At 67.2% G+C, this 22,597-nt stretch carries 26 protein-coding genes; 13 read left to right on the top strand and 13 right to left on the bottom strand.

Annotation, left to right across the window (positions count from 1 at the left end; all coding sequences use genetic code 11):
- Positions 1 to 60: 60 nt before the first annotated feature.
- Positions 61 to 864 carry an SAM-dependent methyltransferase gene (locus IRT45_RS14360; protein ID WP_309240962.1) on the top strand — a complete coding sequence of 268 codons (804 nt, stop codon included), beginning with the start codon at positions 61 to 63 and terminating at the stop codon, positions 862 to 864.
- A 42-nt stretch (positions 865 to 906) separates the two neighbouring features.
- Here IRT45_RS14360 and IRT45_RS14355 read toward each other — a convergent pair whose 3' ends face one another.
- The gene (locus tag IRT45_RS14355; protein WP_194806356.1) at positions 907 to 1,851 is read right to left on the bottom strand and encodes an NADP-dependent oxidoreductase; all 945 of its coding nucleotides are present in this window, start codon (positions 1,849 to 1,851) and stop codon (positions 907 to 909) included.
- A gap of 113 nt (positions 1,852 to 1,964) precedes the next feature.
- On the opposite strand from IRT45_RS14355, the gene IRT45_RS14350 reads away from it, so the two are divergent.
- The 4 genes from IRT45_RS14350 (at position 1,965) to IRT45_RS14335 (ending at position 5,529) form a co-directional block, all read left to right on the top strand.
- Positions 1,965 to 2,462 (top strand): MarR family winged helix-turn-helix transcriptional regulator, encoded by a 498-nt coding sequence (locus tag IRT45_RS14350; protein WP_194806355.1) that lies wholly within the window; start codon positions 1,965 to 1,967, stop codon positions 2,460 to 2,462.
- A 178-nt stretch (positions 2,463 to 2,640) separates the two neighbouring features.
- Positions 2,641 to 2,859: a ferredoxin gene (locus tag IRT45_RS14345; protein WP_194806354.1), complete on the top strand. Its 219-nt coding sequence runs from the start codon at positions 2,641 to 2,643 to the stop codon at positions 2,857 to 2,859.
- A complete protein-coding gene (locus IRT45_RS14340) occupies positions 2,856 to 4,247 on the top strand; it encodes an NAD(P)/FAD-dependent oxidoreductase (RefSeq protein ID WP_194806353.1) in 1,392 nt (463 codons plus the stop codon). The genes IRT45_RS14345 and IRT45_RS14340 overlap by 4 nt, the downstream gene beginning before the upstream one ends.
- 13 nt (positions 4,248 to 4,260) lie before the next feature.
- The gene (locus IRT45_RS14335) at positions 4,261 to 5,529 is read left to right on the top strand and encodes a cytochrome P450 (RefSeq protein ID WP_194806352.1); all 1,269 of its coding nucleotides are present in this window, start codon (positions 4,261 to 4,263) and stop codon (positions 5,527 to 5,529) included.
- Positions 5,530 to 5,548: 19 nt separating this feature from the next.
- Here IRT45_RS14335 and IRT45_RS14330 read toward each other — a convergent pair whose 3' ends face one another.
- Entirely contained in the window at positions 5,549 to 7,543 is a 1,995-nt protein-coding gene (locus IRT45_RS14330) for an APC family permease (protein WP_194806351.1), read from the bottom strand.
- Positions 7,544 to 7,814: 271 nt separating this feature from the next.
- On the opposite strand from IRT45_RS14330, the gene IRT45_RS14325 reads away from it, so the two are divergent.
- Positions 7,815 to 9,191 carry an MFS transporter gene (locus tag IRT45_RS14325; RefSeq protein WP_228534338.1) on the top strand — a complete coding sequence of 459 codons (1,377 nt, stop codon included), beginning with the start codon at positions 7,815 to 7,817 and terminating at the stop codon, positions 9,189 to 9,191.
- Between the two features lie 159 nt (positions 9,192 to 9,350).
- Positions 9,351 to 10,709, top strand: a complete 1,359-nt coding sequence (locus IRT45_RS14320; RefSeq protein WP_194806350.1) for an FAD-dependent oxidoreductase — start codon at positions 9,351 to 9,353, stop codon at positions 10,707 to 10,709.
- A gap of 13 nt (positions 10,710 to 10,722) precedes the next feature.
- Here IRT45_RS14320 and IRT45_RS14315 read toward each other — a convergent pair whose 3' ends face one another.
- The 3 genes from IRT45_RS14315 to IRT45_RS14305 form a co-directional block, all read right to left on the bottom strand.
- Positions 10,723 to 11,574 carry an SDR family oxidoreductase gene (locus IRT45_RS14315; RefSeq protein ID WP_194806349.1) on the bottom strand — a complete coding sequence of 284 codons (852 nt, stop codon included), beginning with the start codon at positions 11,572 to 11,574 and terminating at the stop codon, positions 10,723 to 10,725.
- A gap of 132 nt (positions 11,575 to 11,706) precedes the next feature.
- Complete coding sequence (locus IRT45_RS14310; RefSeq protein ID WP_194806348.1) at positions 11,707 to 12,258, bottom strand: dihydrofolate reductase family protein; 552 nt, start codon at positions 12,256 to 12,258, stop codon at positions 11,707 to 11,709.
- An 87-nt stretch (positions 12,259 to 12,345) separates the two neighbouring features.
- A complete protein-coding gene (locus IRT45_RS14305) occupies positions 12,346 to 12,837 on the bottom strand; it encodes a DUF4334 domain-containing protein (protein ID WP_194806347.1) in 492 nt (163 codons plus the stop codon).
- Positions 12,838 to 13,006: 169 nt separating this feature from the next.
- Here IRT45_RS14305 and IRT45_RS14300 point away from each other — a divergent pair, with 169 nt between their 5' ends.
- Positions 13,007 to 13,423, top strand: coding sequence for a YkvA family protein (locus tag IRT45_RS14300; protein WP_194806346.1), 417 nt, complete (start codon positions 13,007 to 13,009; stop codon positions 13,421 to 13,423).
- Positions 13,424 to 13,426: 3 nt separating this feature from the next.
- Here IRT45_RS14300 and IRT45_RS14295 read toward each other — a convergent pair whose 3' ends face one another.
- Together IRT45_RS14295 and IRT45_RS14290 are read right to left on the bottom strand one after the other, a co-directional pair.
- Positions 13,427 to 14,476, bottom strand: coding sequence for an NAD(P)/FAD-dependent oxidoreductase (locus IRT45_RS14295; protein ID WP_194806345.1), 1,050 nt, complete (start codon positions 14,474 to 14,476; stop codon positions 13,427 to 13,429).
- Positions 14,477 to 14,615: 139 nt separating this feature from the next.
- Positions 14,616 to 15,194, bottom strand: coding sequence for a hemerythrin domain-containing protein (locus IRT45_RS14290; RefSeq protein ID WP_309240961.1), 579 nt, complete (start codon positions 15,192 to 15,194; stop codon positions 14,616 to 14,618).
- 217 nt (positions 15,195 to 15,411) lie between these two features.
- Here IRT45_RS14290 and IRT45_RS14285 point away from each other — a divergent pair, with 217 nt between their 5' ends.
- Complete coding sequence (locus tag IRT45_RS14285) at positions 15,412 to 16,224, top strand: hypothetical protein (RefSeq protein WP_228534337.1); 813 nt, start codon at positions 15,412 to 15,414, stop codon at positions 16,222 to 16,224.
- 105 nt (positions 16,225 to 16,329) lie between these two features.
- Here IRT45_RS14285 and cutA read toward each other — a convergent pair whose 3' ends face one another.
- On the bottom strand, positions 16,330 to 16,662 hold the full coding sequence (gene cutA, locus IRT45_RS14280; protein ID WP_194806342.1) for a divalent-cation tolerance protein CutA: 333 nt from the start codon (positions 16,660 to 16,662) through the stop codon (positions 16,330 to 16,332).
- On the bottom strand, positions 16,641 to 17,273 hold the full coding sequence (locus IRT45_RS14275; RefSeq protein WP_194806341.1) for a helix-turn-helix domain-containing protein: 633 nt from the start codon (positions 17,271 to 17,273) through the stop codon (positions 16,641 to 16,643). Before IRT45_RS14275 ends, cutA begins: the two co-directional genes overlap by 22 nt.
- A 256-nt stretch (positions 17,274 to 17,529) precedes the next feature.
- Between IRT45_RS14275 and IRT45_RS14270 the strand changes: the two genes are divergently transcribed.
- Both IRT45_RS14270 and IRT45_RS14265 read left to right on the top strand, forming a co-directional pair.
- A complete protein-coding gene (locus tag IRT45_RS14270; RefSeq protein ID WP_194806340.1) occupies positions 17,530 to 17,853 on the top strand; it encodes a hypothetical protein in 324 nt (107 codons plus the stop codon).
- Positions 17,838 to 18,014, top strand: coding sequence for a hypothetical protein (locus IRT45_RS14265; protein ID WP_194806339.1), 177 nt, complete (start codon positions 17,838 to 17,840; stop codon positions 18,012 to 18,014). The genes IRT45_RS14270 and IRT45_RS14265 overlap by 16 nt, the downstream gene beginning before the upstream one ends.
- Here IRT45_RS14265 and IRT45_RS14260 read toward each other — a convergent pair.
- Both IRT45_RS14260 and IRT45_RS38010 read right to left on the bottom strand, forming a co-directional pair.
- Positions 17,988 to 18,836 carry an SDR family NAD(P)-dependent oxidoreductase gene (locus tag IRT45_RS14260; protein ID WP_309240960.1) on the bottom strand — a complete coding sequence of 283 codons (849 nt, stop codon included), beginning with the start codon at positions 18,834 to 18,836 and terminating at the stop codon, positions 17,988 to 17,990. The genes IRT45_RS14265 and IRT45_RS14260 overlap by 27 nt on opposite strands.
- Before the next feature lie 52 nt (positions 18,837 to 18,888).
- The gene (locus tag IRT45_RS38010) at positions 18,889 to 19,164 is read right to left on the bottom strand and encodes a nitroreductase/quinone reductase family protein (RefSeq protein ID WP_194806424.1); all 276 of its coding nucleotides are present in this window, start codon (positions 19,162 to 19,164) and stop codon (positions 18,889 to 18,891) included.
- 66 nt (positions 19,165 to 19,230) lie between these two features.
- On the opposite strand from IRT45_RS38010, the gene IRT45_RS14250 reads away from it, so the two are divergent.
- Positions 19,231 to 19,425, top strand: coding sequence for a hypothetical protein (locus tag IRT45_RS14250; RefSeq protein ID WP_194806337.1), 195 nt, complete (start codon positions 19,231 to 19,233; stop codon positions 19,423 to 19,425).
- Positions 19,426 to 20,208: 783 nt separating this feature from the next.
- Here the strand turns inward: IRT45_RS14250 and IRT45_RS14245 are convergent.
- Complete coding sequence (locus IRT45_RS14245; RefSeq protein ID WP_228534336.1) at positions 20,209 to 21,021, bottom strand: nuclear transport factor 2 family protein; 813 nt, start codon at positions 21,019 to 21,021, stop codon at positions 20,209 to 20,211.
- A gap of 53 nt (positions 21,022 to 21,074) precedes the next feature.
- Here IRT45_RS14245 and IRT45_RS14240 point away from each other — a divergent pair, with 53 nt between their 5' ends.
- Positions 21,075 to 21,710 (top strand): TetR family transcriptional regulator, encoded by a 636-nt coding sequence (locus IRT45_RS14240; protein WP_309240959.1) that lies wholly within the window; start codon positions 21,075 to 21,077, stop codon positions 21,708 to 21,710.
- A 135-nt stretch (positions 21,711 to 21,845) separates the two neighbouring features.
- On the opposite strand, the gene IRT45_RS14235 is transcribed toward IRT45_RS14240, so the two are convergent.
- Positions 21,846 to 22,526 (bottom strand): TetR/AcrR family transcriptional regulator, encoded by a 681-nt coding sequence (locus IRT45_RS14235; RefSeq protein WP_194806335.1) that lies wholly within the window; start codon positions 22,524 to 22,526, stop codon positions 21,846 to 21,848.
- Between the last annotated feature and the right edge of the window lie 71 nt (positions 22,527 to 22,597).

The raw sequence follows: 22,597 nt of genomic DNA, 5'->3' as shown, positions 1-22,597 counted from the left end.
CGTTCGACCCGGCGCACCGCATTTCGCCAGGGCCACTTCATCTCGGAAAGGACTGCGACCGTGGAATCCGGCGCCCCTGTCGACCTGCGACAGAACCAGCCCCACACCGCCCGCATGTACGACTACTACCTCGGCGGCCAGGACCACTACAGCGCGGATGCGGAAGCGGCCGAGAAGGTCGTGGCGACCTGGCCCGGAGTGCGGACGGCCGCACGGCAGAACAGGGCCTTCATCCACCGCGTCACACGATTCCTGGCGAACGCGGGGATTCGTCAATTCCTCGATATCGGAACGGGTATCCCCACCGAGCCGAATCTGCATCAGGTGGCCCAGGAGGTCGCCCCCGACTCGCGGGTCGTCTACGTCGACAACGATCCGATCGTGCTCGTCCACGCCCGGGCGTTGATGATCAGCTCCCCGGAGGGACGCACCAACTACATCTCCGCCGACGTCACCACCCCGGAAGCGATTCTCGACGCCCCGGAATTGCACGAGACGCTGGATCTGACCCAGCCGGTCGCGGTCAGCCTCAACGCGCTGATGCATTTCGTGCCCGACGAGCACGGCGCCTACGGCATCATCGAGACGCTGATGAAGCGGTTCGTACCCGGCTCCTACCTGGTGATGACCCACGTCACCCCGGACTTCGATCCGACGGCGATAGCGACCGTGGTCGAGATCTACCGCCGCAGCGGCCTGCCGTGCCAGGTCCGCAGCCGTGACGAGTTCGCGCGCTTCTTCGACGGCATGGACCTGGTCGAGCCGGGTGTCGAGGTGCCCCACCGCTGGCGCCCCGACGGGGTCGCGCCGCCGAAGAAGACGGACGCGCAGGTGTCGGCCTACGCGGGCGTCGCCCGCAAGTAGTCCGGTCCCCGCGCCCGGGCTTTCGAGAGCTCTCGCGGCAGCTCAGTCCGCGGCCGCGAGGACGACGACCTTGCCCGGCAGCGTCCCCGCGCCCGCCCGGGTGTGCACCGACGCCAGCTCGGCCAGCGGAGCACGCTCGTCGACGTCCACGATCAGCTCGCGAAGGTCCACGCGCGCAACGAGTTCCGCCAGTTGCCGCGCGTCGCTGCGGACGTAGACGTCGACCGCGCGCACACCGCGTGCCTCGTCCGCCGGAGCGGGCATCCACACGGTGGTGCCGACCACGACGCCGCCGTCGTGGACCAGTCCGGCCAGTGCCGCGAACTCGGCCGGGCTGATCGGCGCGAGATTGAGCACGACGTCGACCGGCTCGGTCACCGCGGCGGCCACCTCGGTGGTGGTGTGGTCGACGACTTCGTCGGCACCCCTCGCCGCGACGCGCTCGCGGCTGCGCGGGCTGGCGGTGGCGATCACATAGGCGCCGGCCGCCTTGGCCAGCTGTAGCGCATAACCCCCCACGGCCCCACCGGCGCCGCTGATGAGAATCCGCTGGCCAGGCTTCAGTTCGGCGTGGTCGAACAGCGCCTGCCACGCCGTGAGGCCGACCACCGGCAGCGCGGCCGCATCGGCCAGCGGGATACTCACCGGCGCCGCCGCGAGAATCGCCGCGGGCGCGAGGACGTACTCCGCCGCGGCGCCGTCGTCGGTGAACGGCAGGAAGCCGACGACCCGCTCACCGACCGCCCACTCGGCCACACCCTCGCCGAGTGCGTCGACGGTTCCCGCGACGTCCAGGCCGGGAATGTGCGGCAGGGTCAGCGGCATCGGGCCCTGCATGAACCCCGCGCGAATATTGCCGTCGACGGCGTTGAACGCCGTCGCCGCGACACGCACCCGCACCTGGCCGGGACCGGGAACGGGCAGGTCGACGTCCTCGTAGCGAAGAACGCCGGGATCGCCGTACTCGTGAAATCGAATCGCCTTCATCGTGGTGCCTCACTCTCGATGTGCTTCGAACTCGAAGTACTTGGCCACGGTAGCAGTGCTTTGAATTCGAAGCAAGAGTTTCGAAATCGAAGCAAGAGTTGTACAGTCGTGCCATGTCCGACACTCCACGGCCCCTGGACGCCGCCCAACTGGGCGCGTACTTCGCCCTCATGGAGGTGGCCGGCCTGCTGCGACACGCGGTCGAGCAACAGCTGCGAGACGCCGGCGACCTGAGCTACGTGCAGTTCCAGCTTCTGGCGCGGCTCGGCCTCGACTCCCCCACCGGCAGCGAGCGCATGACCGACCTGGCCGACGGCGTCGTCTACAGCCGCAGCGGATTGACCTATCAGGCAGGTCTGCTCGAGAAGGCGGGCCTGGTCACGCGCGCACCCTCCGCGGACGACGAGCGCGGCGTCACGGTCACGATCACCGATGCCGGCCGGGCGCTGCTCGCCGAGGTGCTGCCCGGCCACACCGAGGTCGTCAATCAGCAACTGTTCGAACCGTTGTCACGCGAGGACACCACGACGCTGGCCGACCTGCTGTCGCCGGTGCGCGACCACATGCGCGCGGCGCCACCTCGCTCGGCAGCACCTCGCCGCCGGCGATAACCCGTCGGCCCGGCCGCTACGAATCCATTGTGAGATGCCCGCACGGCATCCGGCATTCGGGACGTGTCCTCCTCCGGGAGTTCACGTCGACCCTCGCGGGTATCAGTGCTGATCGGCCCGCAGCGGTCGCGGGGCTGTCCGGCCGATAGGGACTCGGTTCGAACGAGGAGCTGAGGGCATGCGCATCGTGGTCGATCTGAACAAGTGTCAGGGATACGCGCAGTGCGTTCCGCTGGCACCGCAAGTGCTGCGATTACTGGGCGAGGAGGCACTGACCTACAACCCCAACCCGGACGACGAACAGCGTCACCGGGTCTTGCGGGCGGCGGCATCGTGCCCGGTCCAGGCCATCCTGGTGGAAACCTACACTCCCGACGAGGCGGAGCCCGCGACATGAGGACCGCCTCGCTGATGGCGGACCTGGTCGAGACATTCCGAGCGGAAGGCCGCATCGTCATCGTGGGCGCCTCGCTGGCCGGACTGCGCGCGGCGGAAGCGTTGCGGGACAGAGGCTTTCACGGAAGCCTGACCCTCATCGGCGACGAGCCGCACGAACCGTACGACCGTCCGCCGCTGTCGAAACAGGTCCTGCAGGGATGGGTCGGCGCCGATCACACCGCACTTCCGCGGATGCGGGCGGTCGACGCGGAATGGCGGCTGGGAGTGGCCGCCACCGGCTTGGATCGCGTGAACCGGCGGGTCCTGCTGGCCACCGGCGACACGGTGCCCTACGACCGGCTGCTCATCGCCACCGGCGTTCGGGCCCGGCCCTGGCCGAACCCGGCCGAGGGCGCCCTGCGCGGAGTGTTCACGGTGCGCACCCGCGAAGACGCGGCGGGCCTGCAGGCCGCGCTGAACGCGAATCCGCAGCGCGTCCTGGTCGTCGGCTCGGGATTCATCGGCTCGGAGCTGGCCTCGGTGTGCCGCGAGCGCGGCGTGCCGGTCACCGTCGCCGAACGCGGCGGCGGACCACTGATCGGCCCGCTCGGCGGGGTGATCGGCGATATCGCCGCACGGATGCAGCGCGGTGCGGGAGTCGACCTGCGCACCGGTGTGTCCGTCCGGTCCCTCGACGGCGACTCCGACGGACGGGTGCGCCGGGCCCGCCTCTCGGACGGAACCACACTGGACGTCGATGTGGTGGTCGCGTCATTGGGGTCGATCCGCAATGTCGAATGGTTGCAGGGCGCCGGGCTGGCCGCCGGTTTCTGGGGCGTCGGATGTGATGCGGGCTGTCGTGCCTTCGACATCAACGGGGTGGTGACCGACAACATCTTCGTGGCCGGCGATGTCGCCCGGCAGCCGCACGTGCTCTACGAGTATCAGTTCATCTCGATGGAGCATTGGGACAACGCGGTGTGCGGTGCGCAGGTCGCCGCGAACAACATGATCAGCCTCGAGACCGAACGGCGACCGCACCTACCGCTGCCGTCGTTCTGGTCGGCCCAATTCGGGGTGAACATCAAAGGTGTGGGGGTCTGCTCGTTCGGCGACGAGATCGCGTTCACCCAAGGCCGTCCCGAGGAGTATCGGTTCGCCGCCGTCTACGGCCGGCGCGGCCGCATCGTCGGCGCGGTGACGTTCGACCACGGCAAATGGCTCCCCTACTACGCGGCGATGATCGAACGTTCGGCGCCGTTTCCGCCGCCCCCGCCAGGCTACGACCGAGCCGCCTACCCGGCGCCCATACCGGCCCGCTTCCCCGACCCGCGGGTGCCGACCGGCATTCCCGATGTGGTGCTGACCGGCCATGACCCCACCTCACGAGGCGCCGAATTCCATTGAGCGAGGAGGCAGCATGACCGCGGCGACCGCCTGGGCCGAGGCGATGAAATACGAACACCGCGCCGACCCGTACCCCTACTTCGACCAGCTCCGCCGGACCCCGGTCGCGCGCGTGGCCGACAACCTGTACGTGGTGACGGGATATCAGGAACTGCTGACCCTGGCGCACGACCCCCGGGTCAGCTCCGATATCAGCCGCAGCCCACTGGGCAATCCCCTGGCGGGCACCGACGCGGCGAGCACGCCGCCGCCCGCTCGCAGGCAGAGCATCATCGCCTCGGATCCTCCCGCGCACGATCGGGCGCGCCGCCAGGTGATGCGCCACTTCGGCCCACCGCACTCCCCGCACGTCATTCCCGGCATGGAACCCGTCATCGTCCGGTTGTGCGACAAGCTGCTCGACGACTTCGCGGCACGCGGCGAGACACGACTGGACGTGGTCGACGACTACGCCTATCCGGTACCGGTGACGGTGATCTCCACGATTCTCGGCATCCCGCTCGCGGACGAGCCGCGCTTCCATGCCTGGATCTACGACATGCTGACCGGCACCGATCTGGGCCCGGATGCGGATACCGAAGACGGCAGTATTCGCGCCGGCAAGGCCCACGCCGGCCGTGACGCCCTCACCCGATATCTGGCGGACCTGATCGAACAGCTCCAGCGCGAGCCGGGCCCAGGGCTGCTGTCGCGACTACTGCACGACGACGGCCCCGACGGCCCCATGCCGGCCGAACAAGTATTGGCCAATGCGGTCCTGCTGTTGATCGCCGGTCACGACTCGACGGTCAACACCATCGCCAATTGTGTGATGACGCTTCTGCGCAATCCCGGCGCCTACGATCAGGTACGCGATCGACCGCAACTGATCCCCCGCGCGGTCGAAGAGGTGCAGCGTTTGCAGGCGGCGGTGCAGTTCTTCCCGAGCCGCAGCGTCACCGCCGATATCGAGATCGCCGGCACCGTCATCCCGGAAGGGGCCGCGGTACATCTGGTCTACGCCGCCGCCAACCGCGACCCGAACCGATTCACCGACCCGAACCGATTCGACCTCCAGCGCCCAGACAACGAGCATTTCGGCTGGGGCAGTGGCATTCACACCTGTCCGGGCGGCCCACTGGCCCGGCTGGAAGTCGATCTCGCGCTCGAGATCTTCCTGCGCCGCGTGGCGACCCCACGGCTGGTCGTCGATCCGCCGCCGTATCGGCGCAACCAGATCTTCCGGGGGCCACGCCATCTGCTCGTCGATGTCGACACCGTCACCGGCCGAGCCGAGCGCTGATCGCGGCGAAGGTCACCGATCAGGGTGCGACGATTCCGCGGCGGACCTGCCCGGGGCTCGGTGTGACGGTGGGCGGCTTGCGATTTCGCGAGGAGCGCAACTGATAGGGCACGCTGGTGACCATCACACCCGGTTCGAACAGCAGGCGCGCCTTGAGCCGCAGCGAACTCTGGTTGTGGAGCAGGTTTTCCCACCAGTGCCCGACGACGTACTCCGGAATGTAGACGCTGACGACGTCCCGGGGCCGTGAGCGACGGACCCGTTTGATGTATTCGATGACGGGGCGTGTGATTTCGCGGTAGGGCGATTCCACGACCTTCAGCGGGATGGAGACATCGTGGCTCTCCCAGGACTGGGTCAGCGCCCGTGTGTCACTGTCGTCGACGTTGACCGTGATCGCTGTGAGGGTGTCGGGACGGGTGGCGCGCGCGAATTGCACCGCTCGCCGAGTGGCCTTGTGCCAGTCCGAAACCAGGACGATCGCGTGCACCCGGCCGGGCAGCGTCGTCTCCTCGCCGGGGTCGATGTCGAGTTCGGCGCGCACCGCCGAATAGTGGGTGTGGATGAGGTACATCATCAGCACCAGCAACGGCATCGCGATGACCACGAGATAGGCGCCGTGGCCGAATTTGGTGATCATGACCACGACCAGCACGACGCCGGTGAAGCAGGCGCCGAACGCGTTGATCGCCCGGGCGCGGTGGATGCGTTGTCGTTGCGCCGGGGCCGTCACGCCGCGCAGCTCGCGATTCCAGTGCCGGACCATGCCGGTCTGGCACAGCGTGAACGAGGTGAACACGCCGACGATGTAGAGCTGAATGAGCCTGGTGGTCTGCCCGTCGAAGGCGTAGATCAGCCCGGCGGCGACCGCGGCCAGCAGGACGATGCCGTTGGAGTAGGCGAGCCGGTCGCCGCGAGTGTGCAATTGCCGCGGCAGGTAGCGGTGCTGAGCCAGGATCGAGGTCAGCAGCGGGAACCCGTTGTAGGCGGTGTTCGCGGCGAGGATCAGGATCAGCGCGGTGGTGACCATCAGGTAGTAGAAGCCCGCGCTGGTGTCGCCGAACACCGCCCCCGCGATCTGCGCGATCACGGTCTTCTGGGCGTCGGTGCGGCAATCCCCGGGAAATCCGATCAGATCGCAGGTGTTCTCGGCGACGCGCGTGTGGGTGATCATGGCCAGCGCGGTCACCCCGGTGAACATGACGATCGCCAGCACACCCATCGCGGTCATCGTGCGGGCCGCGTTGAGCGACTTGGGTTTCCGGAACGCCGGTACCCCGTTGGAGATCGCTTCGGCGCCGGTCAGCGCCGTGCACCCCGAGGAAAACGCCCGCAGCGCGAGAAACGCCACCGCGGCCGTACCGAGGCCGGCGTGCGCGGCGTGGATCTGGTAGTGCGCGCTCTCGGCGACCGGTGGGTGTCCGATCAGTGTCTCGATCAGGCCGATCGAGATCATCACCATGACGCCGGCGACGAATCCGTAGGTCGGCACGGCGAACGCGCGGCCGGATTCGCGCACCCCGCGCAGGTTCATCGCGGTCAGCGCCACGATGAACCCGATATCGATCAGCACCCGATGCGGGTTCAACGCCGGCGCGGCGGAGATGATGTTGTCCACCCCCGCCGCGACCGATACGGCCACGGTCATGACGTAGTCGACCAGCAGCGCCGCCGCCACCACCAAACCCGGTATCGCACCAAGGTTTTCGGCGACGACCTCGTAGGATCCGCCCCCCGAGGGATAGGCGCGCACGACTTGGCGATACGACAACGCGACCACCGCCAGCAGCACCACGACACCGCCGGCCACCCACGGTGTGAGATACAGGTAGCTGAGGCCGCCCAGAGTCAGGATGAGCAGAATTTCCTGGGTCGCATACGCCACCGAGGACAGCGGATCGCTGGCGAAAATCGGTAATGCCAGCCGTTTGGGCAACAGCGTCTCACCGAGCCGATCGCTGCGAAACGGTCGTCCCAGCACAACTCGTTTGGCGACGTCGATCGGTGAAACCACGATTAATCAGCCTAAATCCGGTAAACCCGGACCCGGCGGCCGCGAGGCGTAGGGAAAACGTAAAGAATCCGCCGCCATCGTGTCGCCAACCGCACAGAAATCGCCGGCCGGTAGCGGGATCCCGTGCATTATAGTTAATTAGATAGGCTAAGCAACGTGGATCGGTGGTCGGAACCCGTCCGGCGCCACGCCGTATCCGCCCTCCGGCCCGTCCGCAGCAACCGAACGTTGCTCTTCACCGAACAAGGAGCCGAACGCAGGAAAGGCAGTTTTGACCGCGAGCCGCACCGACGATTACCAGACCACCACCGCCCCCGATTCGCTTCCGCCCGATCTGCCCGCACCGCCACCGGCACCGCCGGAACGCACGGGCGGGATGTTCGCCTCCCTCACCGTCCCGAACTATCGCTACTACTTTGCGGGACAGGTGGTTTCGAACACCGGCACCTGGATGCAGCGGATCGCGCAGGACTGGCTGGTGCTCGGGCTCACCGGTAGCTCGTTCGCCGTGGGCATCACCACTGCCATGCAGTTCCTGCCGATGCTGCTGTTCGGTCTCTACGGCGGCGTCATCGCCGACCGCTTTCCCAAACGGGGGCTGCTGGTCCTCACCCAGGCCACCATGGGCGTGCTCGCCGCGGTACTCGCGGCCCTGACGCTGACCGGCACGGTCGAGGTGTGGCACGTCTACCTGCTGGCGCTGCTGCTGGGCATGGTGACCGTGGTCGACAACCCGACCCGTCAATCGTTCGTCCCGGAAATCGTCGGCCGCCGGCGACTGCGCAATGCCGTCAGCCTGAACTCCGCGAATTTCCAGGCCGCGCGACTGGTCGGGCCGGCGGTCGCCGGAGCGTTGATCGCCGCCGTCGGTTCCGGCTGGGCCTTCGCGATCAACGCCTGCTCCTTCGCCGCCGTCATCGCCGGTCTGCTGGCCATGCGACCGTCGGAGCTGACACCGGTGCCGCGCCTGCCCCGGCGGAAAGGGCAACTGCGCGACGGTCTGCGCTACGTGCGAGCACATCCGCAACTGCTCTGGCCGATCGTCATGGTGGGCTTCATCGGCACCTTCGGCTACAACTTCCCCACCGTGCTGTCGGGGTTCGCCTATCACGTCTTCGACGTCGACGCCGGCAAGTACGGGCTGCTCAACACCGCACTGGCCGTGGGTTCGCTCGCGGGCGCGCTGCTGGCCAGCCGCCGCGGGCGGGTTCGGATGCGCATGCTGGTCGCCACCGCCGTCGGCTTCGGCGCACTCGAGGCGGTCACCGCCTTCGCACCGGACTATTGGCTCTTCACCGTCCTGCTCGCGGTGGTGGGCCTGCTCGGGCTCACCTTCAACACCTCCGGCAACTCGATGGTGCAACTGGAGACCGACCCCGCCATGCGGGGGCGGGTGATGTCGCTGTACATGATGGTCTTCACCGGCGGCACCCCTATCGGCGGACCGATCGTGGGATGGCTCACCGAGGAGTTCGGCCCCCGGCTCGGGCTGTTCGCCTGCGGGGCGGTCTCGGCGGCATCGGCAGCGCTGATCGGTGTCGTCCTCGCCCGTGCCGCCGGTCTGCGGCTACGGATCTCGGGCAGGCGCATCGCACTAGTTCCCCGCGACGGGCTGCCGGCAGCCGTCTCGACCGGCCGGCTGGGATAGGCGCCGGATTTCCGGACCGCCGCCCTGATGGTTTGCTATAAAATTGCCCACCTGCGATGTCGATCCGACCGAAGTGGTGCGTAGCGACGAAGTCGTGGATGCGAGCGGTGCCGTGGCCCGATAGTGGCCCGGAGAACGTCGACACGAAGGCGGCTCTCGATGACAGACGTGGACTGTTGCGTGATCGGTGGCGGATTCGCCGGATTGACCGCCGCGCTGCGACTGAAGCAGGCAGGTCGATCGGTGGCGCTGCTCGAAGCGCGTGACCGGCTCGGCGGGCGCACGTTCACCGAGATGCGCCCGGACGGTTGCTGGATCGACCGCGGCGGCGCCTGGATCGGGCCCGGACAGGACCGCATCCGTGCCCTGATGGGCGAATTCGGGATCGGGAGCTACCGGCAGTACACCGACGGCGAGGCGATGATGGTCGTCGACGGCGAGCAGTACCGCTACACCGGCACGATCCCGTGGACGATGAGTCCGTGGGCCGCGCTCAACCTCGGCGCCGGCTTCGCCGAACTCGCTCACCTGTGCAAGTCGATCCCGCTCGAGGCGCCGTGGGACGCCCGGAAGGCGCAGAAATGGGATCGGATCACGTTGGCGCAGTGGCTGACTCGCATCCGGTCGAAGGCCGCGCACGATCTGCTCGAGACCGCCATCGCGGGCAGCTACACCTCCGCCGCCTCGGAAGTGTCGATGCTTTTCGCGCTGTATCAGATGGCGTCCGGAGGCGGGCCGGGCTTCATGTTCAGCATCCGCGGCGGCGCCCAGGACTCGCGGCCCGTGGGCGGTATGGGTGCGATCTCCGGCGCGATGGCGGACCAGCTCGGCGACTCCATTCACCTGTCGCAGCCGGTGCACGGCATCGAGCAGGACGAGGCCGGGGTGACCGTGCACGCCGGAGCGTCGACGCTGCGCGCTCATCGGGCGATCGTCGCCGTCCCACTCGCGGTCGCCGGTCAGATCCGGTACGAGCCGATGCTGCCGGTCGATCGCTCGTTCCTGCATCAGCGCGTGCCGAGTGGCTCGATCATCAAGACCTCCGTCGTCTACGACGAGCCGTTCTGGCGGCACGACGGATTGTCCGGGCAGTCGGCCGCGCCGGGGTCGCCGGCCACCGTCACCATCGACGCCTGCACCGATACCGCGCGGCCCGGAGTCCTGTGCGTCATCACGGAGGGGCCGACCGCACGACAGCTCGGCCGGCTCGACGCCACCGAACGCCGGGCGGCGATAGTGCGTGAACTGGTCACCAGGTTCGGGAACAAGGCCGGTTCCCCGGTCGACTACGTCGAGCAGGACTGGAGTGCCGAACGCTATTCCGGCGGCGGAATGCTCAGTCATTTGCCGACCGGGGTGCTCACCGAGTTCGGCCGTGCGCTGCGCGAACCGTGTGGACGCATCCACTGGGCCGGAACCGAAAGTTCGGCCGTCATGTGCGGGTGGGTCGACGGAGCGGTTCGCTCGGGCGAACGCGCCGCGAGCGAGGTGCTGCGACGCGAACTCGCCGCGGTGTGAGGGCCCGAAGCGTTCAGCGCGGGCCCGAGCCGAAGAATCGCCACAGATAACCGGGCAGCTTGCGTAGCGGGACAGCGCGCGGCCAATCGTCGGCACGGAAGTAGGCATCACTGCCGCCGTCGACGAAAACGATACTGCCGCACAGGAAACGCGCCGCCGGCGACAGCATGAACACCGCCCACTCGGCCAGATCGCCCGGATCGCCGAACCCGCCGATCGGAACCGGGAAACGCTCGATATTCTTGGCCTCGGCCGGAGTCGCGAGCTGCTTCTCCAGCAGCGGCGTCAGCACCGCGCCGGGTGCCAGGGCATTGAGCCGGATCCCCGCCCCGGCCCACCGCGCGGTCGTCGCCTGGCGGCGCACCCAGTGACTCACCGCGATCTTCGACGTCCCGTACGCGATCGACGGCGCATTCCCGCCGAAGATCCGCAATGCCCGCAGCGCCCTCTCGGTGTCACCCGCCAGCAGCGCACGGATCGCCCGGCGCGGCACCAGCGGCGTGGTGGTCGTCGAATTGCTGCCGAACACAACGACTTTCGCCTCGTCCGCGCGCGCCAGCGCCGAGCGCCAGCCGTCGAGCAGGTCGACGACGCCGCGATAGTTCACCTCGAAGATCAGCCGCGGCCGGTCCGCACCGGGCACCGGCCCCACTCCCGCCGCCAGGATCGCGCCGTCGAGATGCCCGTCCACCTGCGCGAGCACACTGTCGATCGCGGTGCGGCGTCCGGCCGGAGTCGACAGATCCGCGACCACCTGTGCGTCCCGCAGATCGACCCCGACCACCGTATGGCCCCGCTCGCGCAACTTCTCCGCCGCGGCCCGCCCCATCCCGGACGCCGCCCCGGTCACCACATACACACCCACCGCATCGCCTGCTTTCCGCTACCCGAGCCTGGAACGATCACCAACCGGCGGCCGACGACCCCGTCACCGCCGCACCGAACTGTGCCCGAGCGAGAGCGGGTGCACAACGGCGACCGAGTTCCATGGGCGTCCTCAGTCGACGACGTAGCGCAACATCACCGCCGTGTCGAAATGCCGCGTCTCCGCCAACCGGAGCGAAATACGCTGGTCCAGAAGCGGAAACATCGGTGTGCCGCCGCCGAGCACCACGGGCAGCACGAACACTTGATACTCGTCGATGAGCCCGTGCGGAATGAGCGACGCCGCGAGACTCGCACCCCCGACCTCCATGACGCCGTCGCCCTCGGCCTTCAGCCTGCGCACCTCCTCGACGGCGTTCTCACCGACCAGCGTGCTGTTCCAGTGCACCTCGGTCAGTGTCCGGGAAAAGACGAACTTCGGCTTCTCCGTCCACAACCTGCCGAATTCACGCTGGATGGGCGGCGCGTCCGCACGCACGTGCGGCCAGTAGTCGGCCATCAGCTCGTACAGGCGACGACCGTGCAGGGAAATCTCGATGTCCCGATACCGGTCGTTGTGAAACTGGTGCAACTCGTCGTCCGGATTCGACCAGTCGATGCTGCCGTCGCGGTCGTTGATGTAGCCGTCCAGGGACATGCTGATCCCGTAGCTCAGTCGCCTCATAACGGGATAGACGGTGTGCGCGCTCGAAATTCATCGACGCGGTTCGACACCGATTCCGTCGATCACCGCGCACTCATCGACGCCAAATCAGGCCCGTTCGAGATAGAAGTAGGCGTAGCGGCCGTTGTCGAGGGCGTACTTGCCGTCCATGATGCCCATCACGGCGTCGTCGTCGATCTTCTTGAAATGGTCGTGTACGGGCTGCCCGTCGAAGACCATCGTCGCGGTGACCTCGCCGCGAAATTCCTCCATCCAGAGGCTGCCTTCGCCGTTGTCGGTGTTCGAGTATTTGCTACCGTCGGCGTCCAGACAGACCAGCGGCTTCACATCGGTGGCCGAATCGAACGTCTTGCCGAACCAGTTGATGAGGGCCAGCGTTCCGTTCTCCCGGTGGCCGGTGTCGAATTCGCCGCCCTGCCATTCACCGATCATGAAATCGATGGTCGCGGGCTCCAGCGTGGCCCAGAACTCGTCGAGATCGGCGTCCGGGATGAACGAACGCTCCGGTCCGCTGACGAGACGGCGCCCGGCGCGTTCCTTGAGTTCGGTGAATGTCTTGCGAGCCGATTCGTCGCTCACGATGCTCTCCCATCCGACGGCGGAGGCTTGTCTATACGGTACCGCCGCACACTAGGGCAAGCTATGGGCAAACCTCGGCCGAGTACTGCTCCGGTAAGGGAAACCGAACACAACCGGCGCCGGGGCCCCACCGCCGGCCGACACGACACGTGATGGTGGGATACCGATCATGACCGGCTCGTGGTGGTGGGATCTGCTGATCGCGGTCGCCGCCGCGCTCATCGTGTGCTGGACCGCGCTGATCACGGCGCTGATCATCGTCCGGCCGCGCGGCAACCTGCTGCGCGAAGCGGTGCGGATCCTGCCCGACACCTTGCGCCTGATCCGCCGCCTGGCCGCCGACCGATCCCTGCCGCGCGGCGTGCGGATCCGGCTCTGGCTGGTGCTGGCCTACCTCGCCTCACCCCTGGACCTGATCCCCGACATCATCCCCCTCATCGGATACGCCGACGACGCCATCATCGTCACCGCGGTCCTGCGCAGCGTCGTCCGCACCGCCGGCCCGGAGGCGGTCCGCGCCCACTGGCCCGGCACCGACGACGGCTACACCGCCCTCGCCCGGCTCACAGGGCTACCGGTTCAGTGACCGTCATCGCCGCCGCGCCCGCTGAGCCGCCTCACGGTCGGTGACGATCTGTTTGCGGCGTTGCGTCATCGCTTCGGCGGGTGAGGCGGTGCCGACGATCGCGTCGAAGACCGCGCGGGCGTCCTCGAGCGCGTCGCGGGCGCCCACTCCGGCGGCCGGAGTGATCGCGTGGTCGGCGTCACCGATGAGGATGACCGAATCCTGCGGTGCGCGTGCGCTTTCCAGCGGGACGTTGCGGGCGTTGCTGACGTGCACCAGTTCCGTCCGCGACAGGAAGGCCGACACCAACGCTCGGCTGGAAGGCGTTGCGGTCAGGACGGTTTCGGCCCACTCGTCGACCGGTCGCATCCCGATATCGTCGCGAGTACCGGGAAGCGGATCGCGCGGGATCCGCACGAACCACAGGGCCGCCGGATCCTCGGGTCGCCAGATGTGGCCGAACGTGCTTCCGGCGCTGCCGTCTTCGGCGACCTCGGCGTAGAAGTGGAGGACCGCGGGGGTGGTGGGCGGCGGCGGATCCAGTGGCGTGCCGGTCATTCCGTAGAGCACGACGTCACCGGCGTAGACGGGAGTGCGGTCGGGTTCCACGGACGCGCGGACCACGGAATCGATACCGTCGGCGCCGATCAACAGCCCCTCGGCGGTGACGACTTCGGAGCCGCGCCGGATCGTGGGGTTGTCCTCGCCCACGGTCACGCCGGTGATCGGTTCGCCGTAGCGCAGCTCGGCGGCGGAGCCCGCGACGAACTCCGACAGCACGCCCATCAGGTTGCGGCGCAACCAGAAACGATGGCCGCGACTGGGCATTGCGCTACGCCGCCCGCGGCTGTCCTCGTAGTCGAGTCCCGCCAGCGGATACGAAACCTCGTGCAGCGCCGATCGATCGACGCCCATCGCCTCCATCGCGTCGTGTCCGCGCCCGTCGATGAACAGGAAGGCCCCGGCTCCGGGTCCTGGGCGCTGTTGTTCGTAGACCGCTACCCGATGCCCTCGCCGTGCGAGACCACCGGCCAGGCAACTGCCCGCGATCCCACCACCGATAACGCTCACCATGTCCTGCGACCTCCTAGCGTTGTCGTGCCGGCGGCCACCCGCCGGGAGAGGCACGTCTCCAGAGTGCCACGCCCACGCGGATATTCGCCGAGAACTCGATCAGCGAACGTCGCCGTCCTTCGACCCCACCGTGAAGTGCTCAGCCGGGTGGGATTCGCTTCAAACTACCCACGCTGAGCGATCCGTTGGCCTCCGATCGCAATGCCGCCTCCGCCGCGCGGACATAGCCGGCAGGGTCTTTGTCGACGGACACGACACCGGCGTAGTTGCGCGCCTCGTACGCGGCGAAGGCAACCGCGAGTTGATGGCGGCGCTGCAACCCGGCCAGGCGGCGGAAATCGGTGAGCCCCTCACGTTCTTCCTCGGCCATATGGTCACTGTTGGCCAGATTCGCCGCCGCGACCGCCGCAAACCACTCGTCGGTGCCGACCTGGTGCCGCCCTACGTCTGCGACCGCGTCCTTGATCTCGTTGTGGTCACCGATCGCGTCGAGCGTCTCGTCCTCCGCCCCGCTCGCTCGCCGAGCCGCGATCCCCACCTGCAGCAACGCGGGGTAGAAGATCTCCTCCTCGGCCTGCGCATGCAACTCGAGAAAGGCCGCCAACCTGTCCCAGATCGCCGCCAGCGCCCCGGTGTCCCCCCGGTCGATCTGCTCCAGAATCGCGAACAACCGCCGCTGCTCGTGATGGTCATCGAGGATCAACTGGGTGATATCCACATTTCCTCCCTGACGCCGCATCGCTGGTACGCACCGAACTCGACGACCGACTGCCGCGCGGTCAGCCGGAACCTCCTGGGAACCCGACGACAATGTACTACCGAGTCGCGAACCGATCGGGGTGGAGCAACCGTTCGGAGTCATTCCGCACGAGGAGCGCCGAATGTGATTCAATTCCCCGGCACTGCGCGCTCAACCGAAAATTTCTGGGGGGAACGTGACCGACGTGTCACCGCTGTCTGCCGAGCACTCCACCGCCAACGGCGTCTACTGCAACTACTGCGGCGCCACACCGGCGGCCACCGTGAACATTCGCGCCCACCGCGGCCTGCTCATCGTCATGCAATTCCGCAAGGCGTCCGGCCCATTCTGCCGCGACTGCGGCCTGGCGACCTTCCGGCAGATGACCGGCGAAAGTCTGTGGCAGGGCTGGTGGGGCATCGTGTCCTTCATCGCCAACCCGCTCACCATCCTGTGGAACCTGTACTGCCGCTACGAGATCGGCCAACTGCCGCCGCCGATTCCCGGCAGCCCCTACCAACCGATGGATCCCGGTAAGCCGCTCTATCGTCGGCCACAGATCCTCGCCGTTCTGCTGCCGTTCCTCGCTATCGCCGGCATCATCGCCGCAGCCGGATCCGATCCGAACACGAAGCATTCGTCGTACTCGCCCGCCGGTTCCCCCAACGGCACCTATCCGAGCACCATCCGCACCCCGATCCCGGCCACTACTTTCACTGCGGGCCAATGTGTCTGGAACACGCACCGGCCCAGCGGCGGACAGGACGACGACAACGCCAACGTTCAGGTCCTGCCCTGCGACGATCCGCGCGCCCAGGCAACCGTCCTCGGCACCCTGTCGCGCCCGGCGCCGACTCCGGGTTTCCCCCAGGCGCCGGGTTCCACCGAGTCCGACTCCGCCGAGACCCTCTGCGGCAGTGCGTATCCCGACTCGGACGCGTACTACACAGAGACCCGCAGCACCTACAACCTACAAACCACCCTCATCGTCTGCCTGCGCACCAAGTAGCCCGCTCGAGCACGAGCTCATCGGGCTGGCGATCCGATGTCCTCGCCCCGCGAGAAGTCCGGTCCCGGGACGGATGCCGACTCACTTGTCGCGCCTCCGCTGCGGCTAGCGCGGTCGGGTGCTGTCCAAGACCCAATCCCGATATCCCGGATGGGTCTGGACCGCTTCCGTGGCTATCACCTGCGGTGTCTCGTCCGGATGCTTGTCTTTCAGGAACGCCAAGATGTCATCCACCCGCGATCGCCGAGTGTGCAGAATAGCCAACGACTCCCCGTCGTCTTGCACTGCGCCGTCCCACCGGTAGATACTGCGGATGCCGGGAACGATATTGCCGCAGGCCACATATCGGGCTTCCACTAGTTCACGGACCAGCCCGGCCAGAAATTCCGGGTCGCTGGCAGTAATCGAAACGTCTACTACGGTTTCAGTGTCGGCCATGCCTTCAATTGTCCCTCAGTTCGGGCCATGTCACGGACCAAGGCCTCCGCGACCCAACGTTCCCGCGCGACCGCACACCAACCTTGCACAACCGGTGCAACATACGACTGACCGACCCATCCGCCCCTCATCATCTGGCCGTGCGGGTGAAGTTCGAAATACAGCGTTCCCTTCGATCGCACATTTCCGTCAGCAGCGACATACCACCCCATGAACGCTTCGGAGTCGTAGAGCTTCATTTCACCGGTCCACGCGTAGGACCCTTCCGACACCGGCCGGGCCCGGGCGCCGGCGAGTTGCAGCCACAATCCGTCTTGCTCGATATGCAGTTCGAGCGTGTCGATTCGTTCCCCGGCGTCGCCGAATGCCTGCCCCGAGTACCACCAGTCACCAGAGAATTCGAGTCCGACGGCGGTCTTGCCCGCGAGCGTGTTCAGTGACACGTCCAACACCTCGGAGAGCCGGACGAGGTCCGACACAACTGGTTCGGTTTCGCCTGTCTCCCAACGAGACACGGTCTTCTGGTCCGCATCCACCAACTTCGCAAGCCGGGTCTGTGAGTAGCCAAGGACCTTTCTCCGTTGCCGGATGACGTCGCCCGTCACGCTCACTGGTAATGCCTCTCGTCGGTTGGCCTACGTGGCCGATTCTATATCTAGACTCATGCGACTAGACTAGACATCCACGCCTGGGGAGTGCATCATTGCGATACGTCCCCGCGCCGGGTTGAGACAACCTCTCCGGCGCCGGATGCGATACCGAAAGCCCTTCGAACCGGGGAGTGCCTGTCGATGCGTGTTGAGGGAAACGAGACGAAATCCGCGATGCTCGACAACGTCGCGCCGTATATCGCCGAAGTCGACGGCGATGAGAGCTGAGCCGACAGCGCTCGCATGGATCGCAGACGACGTCAGCGAGACAGCGCAATGGCATGCGGCGCAACTGAGGAGGTTGGCGCGGCATCTCGGCTACGCGCTCGTGTGGCCTGGGGCGAGTCTCGTGCCACTGCCGGATCTCGTACGGGACGCCGATGTCGATGCTGTGCTCACCCCGTCGCCGGAGCACATGGACGCGCTCACACTCAACGCCGTCATGGCGCTGGCGGACGTCGAGACCGTATCGCCGCGCCTGTCATTCGCGAAGTGGCCAGAAATAAAGCACCGGAAAGGATTCGGATGCTCGGTCTTCTGATCGTCGTATGCCTGCTGTCGGTCGCTGTCTACTACGCGGTGTTGTACTGGCCGCCGAGGGAGCGCAAGCCCCGCTCGGCCGACGAGGACAAGGACCTACGCCGCGGTCATCGGCGCGCCAGGCGAGGCTCGATCTCAATCCAGTCCGACGAGATCGGCTGAGGCGGACCACAGTTCGTCGATGAGGCGGCGGTTGTGGGCTTGGGGCGACTCGGGGCCTTTTGCTCGGTGGCGGTGGAAGTAGACGCCGTTGATTTCCGGGTCGGCGCCGCGGCGGGCCAGGTCGATCAGGGGTTCGGCGCCGCGGGCGGGAGTGATGGTGCCGACGTGGCGCAGCGGAGTGCGGTAGAGCAGGCCGACGGCGCGGGAGTCACGGCCGAAGCTCGAGGCTACGGGGCCGGGATGAACTGCGGCGGAGACGATTCCATCCGATGTCCAGCGCTGGGCGATACCGCGGGTGAACATGATGTTCATCAGCTTGCTCGTCCCGTAGGCGCGCCATCCGAAGGCGCGGCGGCGCCGGTAGTCGAGGTCGGAGATGTCGACGCGCCCGAATAGGTTGCCGACGCTCGCGGTGTTCAGCACGAGCGCACCGTTGGCGGCGAGTTTGTCGTGCAGCAGATTGGTGAGCAGGAACGGGGCCAGGTGGTTGATCTGGAAGTTGGGTTCGTGCCCGTCGACGGTCCGCTGCTGCGACTCGAACAGGCCGCCCGCGTTGTTGAGCAGCACGTCGATCGCGCCGGCATGTTCACCGATCTGCTCGGCGAGACCGCGCACATCGTCGAGGACGGCGAAATCGGCCGTGAAGGCGGTGGCACCGGTGTCGGCGGTCACGGCGGCGAGTTTGTGCGCCGACCGGCCGACGATGACGAGGTCGACGTCGGGAGCGGCCAGCGCCCGCGCGGTCACCGCTCCGATGCCGTCGCTGGCACCGGTGATGACGATCGTGCGTCGCGGATTCGAGGCTGATCGGCTATCTGTCACCAGGGTCTCCAGTCGGTGGATGCGGGGCCTAGGCATTCCGTATGCCACCAGCTTACGATTCGCTCGACGCGACGACCTCGCGGCCGATGTTCAGCGACGGGGTTCGGATGCGGGCATGGGCGCACGGAGTAACCGCGAACGTGTGGTCAGAGCGCTTCCCCGAGTTCGCGGATGACCACCGGATCGCCCGCGTAGTCCGCGTCTGGTAGTTCGCGTAACCCCGGTAGGCCTCGGTGATTCGCGGCCACAGCTGCGCGCGTTCCTCGGGATTCGCGGTACGCGCGGGTCTTCGTGTCGTCCGGCCACCACCGACTCGGCGGTCGGCCATCACGAACCCAGCCACCGCCCCCCGTTGGCGAACAACCGAGTCCGGACCGGACAGCCGCACAAGTACGTGGCCACGACGCTGGCAATGGCCGGATACGCGATCGGAGAAGACCTGCCGGGCATCGACCGGCCGGGCATCGTATCGGAATACTTTGCCAGGCACGACGAAATGGCTGCACAGCGGACGATGACCGACCGGACCGGTGTGCTGTGGCGCCGGCGGTGCTGTGCGGCGATAAGCCGAGCCGCACCGCCGCTGTGAAACCGGGGCGCCGTTCACGCTCGCCTACACCGTAATGCGCTGAGCAGCACCGAAACCCGGATCCCTCTGCGGCGGTGACGTCGTTACTTTCATCCGTTCGAGCCACGCCGAGGAATCAACTTTCTACGTTGCTGTCAGCGTATGGACCGACCGCGCCGCCGACCCGAGTAGACCGCTACTCGAATTCCGCGGTTACCTCCCGCAGTCCGGCGCGGAGGCCCGAATCAGGCTGCGTCACACGCCCCTTGCTCGCCGTACTGCTGGCTCCGTTGCCACCCCGCACCGACGATCGGCCCGGACCATCCTGGCTGTTCTTTTGTCCGCAGCTATCCCTGTCAGCGAGTGGGAGAAACTGTGGGATCTAATAAGTAGATGCGCATATAGCAGTAGGCTGATAGAACTCAGGTCGGCTGGCGCTGACGAAGAGAGGCAGGGGCAAACGGCCAACGCTCCCCTGCACATGGGCGAGCGAGAGTTCCCGCCGATCTGCGGGACGAGCCCGCGGCGCAGCAGCACGCCGTACCGGGAGATGTCGAGGCTGCAGATGTAGCCGTCGCCGTGGTCGGACAGATCGTTGACCTGTTGCGTATTCAGCGTATGGAACAGCGGCTGAAATCCGTCGAGCACCACTCGCATCGCGCGGGGTCGCCGAATAGCTGTGTGTGCCACCGGAAACCGTGCGCGCGAGCGTATTCCAGACCGTGGTGATCACCAGGACCGCGACGAGAGCGAACATTCCGAAGCCGATCAACGGCTTCGCCACTCCCCCGCCCCGGCCACCCGCTACCGCACTGTCCCGATCCGGGCGAGGAGTGCGGGGAGTTTGGAGGCGGCCATGAGTGCACGGAACTGCCAGCTGTCGTCGCGGGGCAGGACTCCGCCGCGCTGAGTGGCGTCGAGGAAGTCGTAGAGGGTTTCGCCTTCTTCCATGAGCCCGTCGGCGTTGAAGTGGTAGCGGTCGACCGCCGGGCACTGGATGAAGCGCCCGTTGCCGTAGATCACCGGCGCCGACTCGTCGTAGGGGTACAGGCGCAGCGGGCCGGTCCAGTGCCCGCTGCCGATGTAGCGGATCACGGTGCGCACCGTGCCTTCCGGCGTCACGTCCAGATACACCTGATTCGGCAGCGGGTCGTAGCGCCAGTCCGGGATGGCGTCGAAGAAGGCGAAGTTGTACTTCACGAATTCGTCGATGCCCACGATGGTGCGCCCGAACGTCGTGACGTCGGTGTAGCGGATGTCGGGTGCGTAGAGCTCGTGGTTGAGGCTCATATCCCGGACCAGAAAGCTCCACCAGTACTTCTTGGCCCATTCCATGACCCAGCTCAGATCGACGCCGAGCTTGCCGTAGAGCTCGAGTTTACGTTCGAACTCACCGAACCACTCGAGGGTGCCGGCCTGCAGTTCGGCCTCGGGGATCGCCCGAATCGGTACGGCCCGATTGGAATTCAGGAATTCCGGTACCGGTTTCGACAACCGCGGCTGCCGCAGCGCCTGCTGGAACTGTTCCTCGTCGAACATGAGCGACCCCTTCACACGATCGGCGCGACCGGCCACGGTGCCGGTGCGGCGCGCCTCGAGGTGAATCGTATGATTCATGTAGAATCAGGTGATGTCAATGAGGTGTGCGGGCGGGATGCGAGGATGATCCTGTGAGCACCGCACCCAAACTCTGGCGAGGCCAGACGCTGCAGGACCGTTCCGGCGAACGCCGTGAACTGTTGCTGGATTGCGCTTTCGACCTGCTCGGGACAGCGGGAGCCGGGGCGGTCACGATGCGGGCGGTGACGCGACAGGCGAATCTGAGCCCGCGCTATTTCTACGAAAGTTTCGACGGCCGCGAAACGCTGATCCTCGCCGTCTACGACCGGGTGGAAGCGGCGTTGCGCGAACGGCTGTCGGTGATCGGCGCGGGCACCGACCCGTATGCGGCGATCCGATCGGCGCTGCAAACCTGCGCCGATTTCTTCGACGAGGACCCGCGGCGGGCGCGCGTGCTGTTGCGTGAACCGTTGGCCGACGACGATTTACGGGCACACATCACCCGCCGCACCCCTGCGGTGATCCGGGCTCTGGCTCCGCTCTTGGGCGACAGCGCCGGGGATCTGTTCGCCAGCAGTGATGCCGCGCTCGCCACCATCGGCACCGCACTGGCCGGAGCGTTGACGTCGGTGTATCTGGAATGGACCGACGGGCACCTGACCATCGAGCGCGACCGGCTCGTCGACACCTGCACCGGCATCGTCGCCGCGCTACTCGGACTCGTCCTCGGCCCCCGAACTCACTGAATCCGCCCGGCGTCGCCGCGAGGCGCATGTCGGACGTCGACCCACCGACTCGAACGCCTTCAGGTATTGCACCTCGCGGCGTCCGGCGAAATCGGCGTCTTCCTCGCAGGTCGCATGCGTGACCGAAACCCGTTGTCAGGCATCGAGTTCGGCTGATCGCCCGTCACCCTCGGTCGCCTCGTCGTCCACCGACCCTTGTCGCCGCAGTCTCAGAGCCAGCTCGACATGTCCGTTGTCGAGCAGAAATCCCAGAAACAGCGCCCGGAACGCCGCGTGTACCGAATCCGGCGGCAGCGCGCCCGGTACGGCCATTTCGTGCAGCGCCAGCCCGTGGGCCAAGGCCGTGAATGCCGGTGCGGCGGTGTCGGGTTCCGGCGATCCGGCCGCGCGAACGCCCGCGGCGGCGGCCCGGCGTGCGGCATCCAGTGCCCGCGCGGCGGCGTCGCGGAACTCCGGATGCCGCGCGGCGTGCAGATAGGCCTCGAACAACGCCGGCGTCTCCGGCGAGCGCGGGGTCGCGGCCGCCGACAGCGCGGCGGCGATCTCGTCGGGTGTGCTGTGCGCCTCGGCCAGCGCCTCGGCGAGCGCGACCTGGGTATCGGCGTCGGCGTCGGTGTAGACGCGCAGCGCTTCCTCGGTCAGCGCGTCGATCGAGTCGAAGAAGTAGCCGACCGTGGTGAGCGGCAGCCCGGCTTTTTCGGTGACCGCGCGGTGGGTCACTCCGGCCACGCCCACGGCCGCGGTGACCTCGACAGCGGCCGCGAGCAGGGCTTCGCGTCGAGCCTGGGCGCTGGGACGGTGGCGGCGCGGGGTCACGCGGCCAAGCCTAGGCCATCTCTGTAATTTCTTACAGTTTCCCTCTGGGCAGAGTCTGTACATTCTTCTAG

The sequence above is a fragment of the Nocardia sp. BSTN01 genome, from assembly GCF_015354405.1.
Taxonomy (GTDB): domain Bacteria; phylum Actinomycetota; class Actinomycetes; order Mycobacteriales; family Mycobacteriaceae; genus Nocardia.
This window is presented reverse-complemented; position numbering and strand designations above follow the sequence as displayed.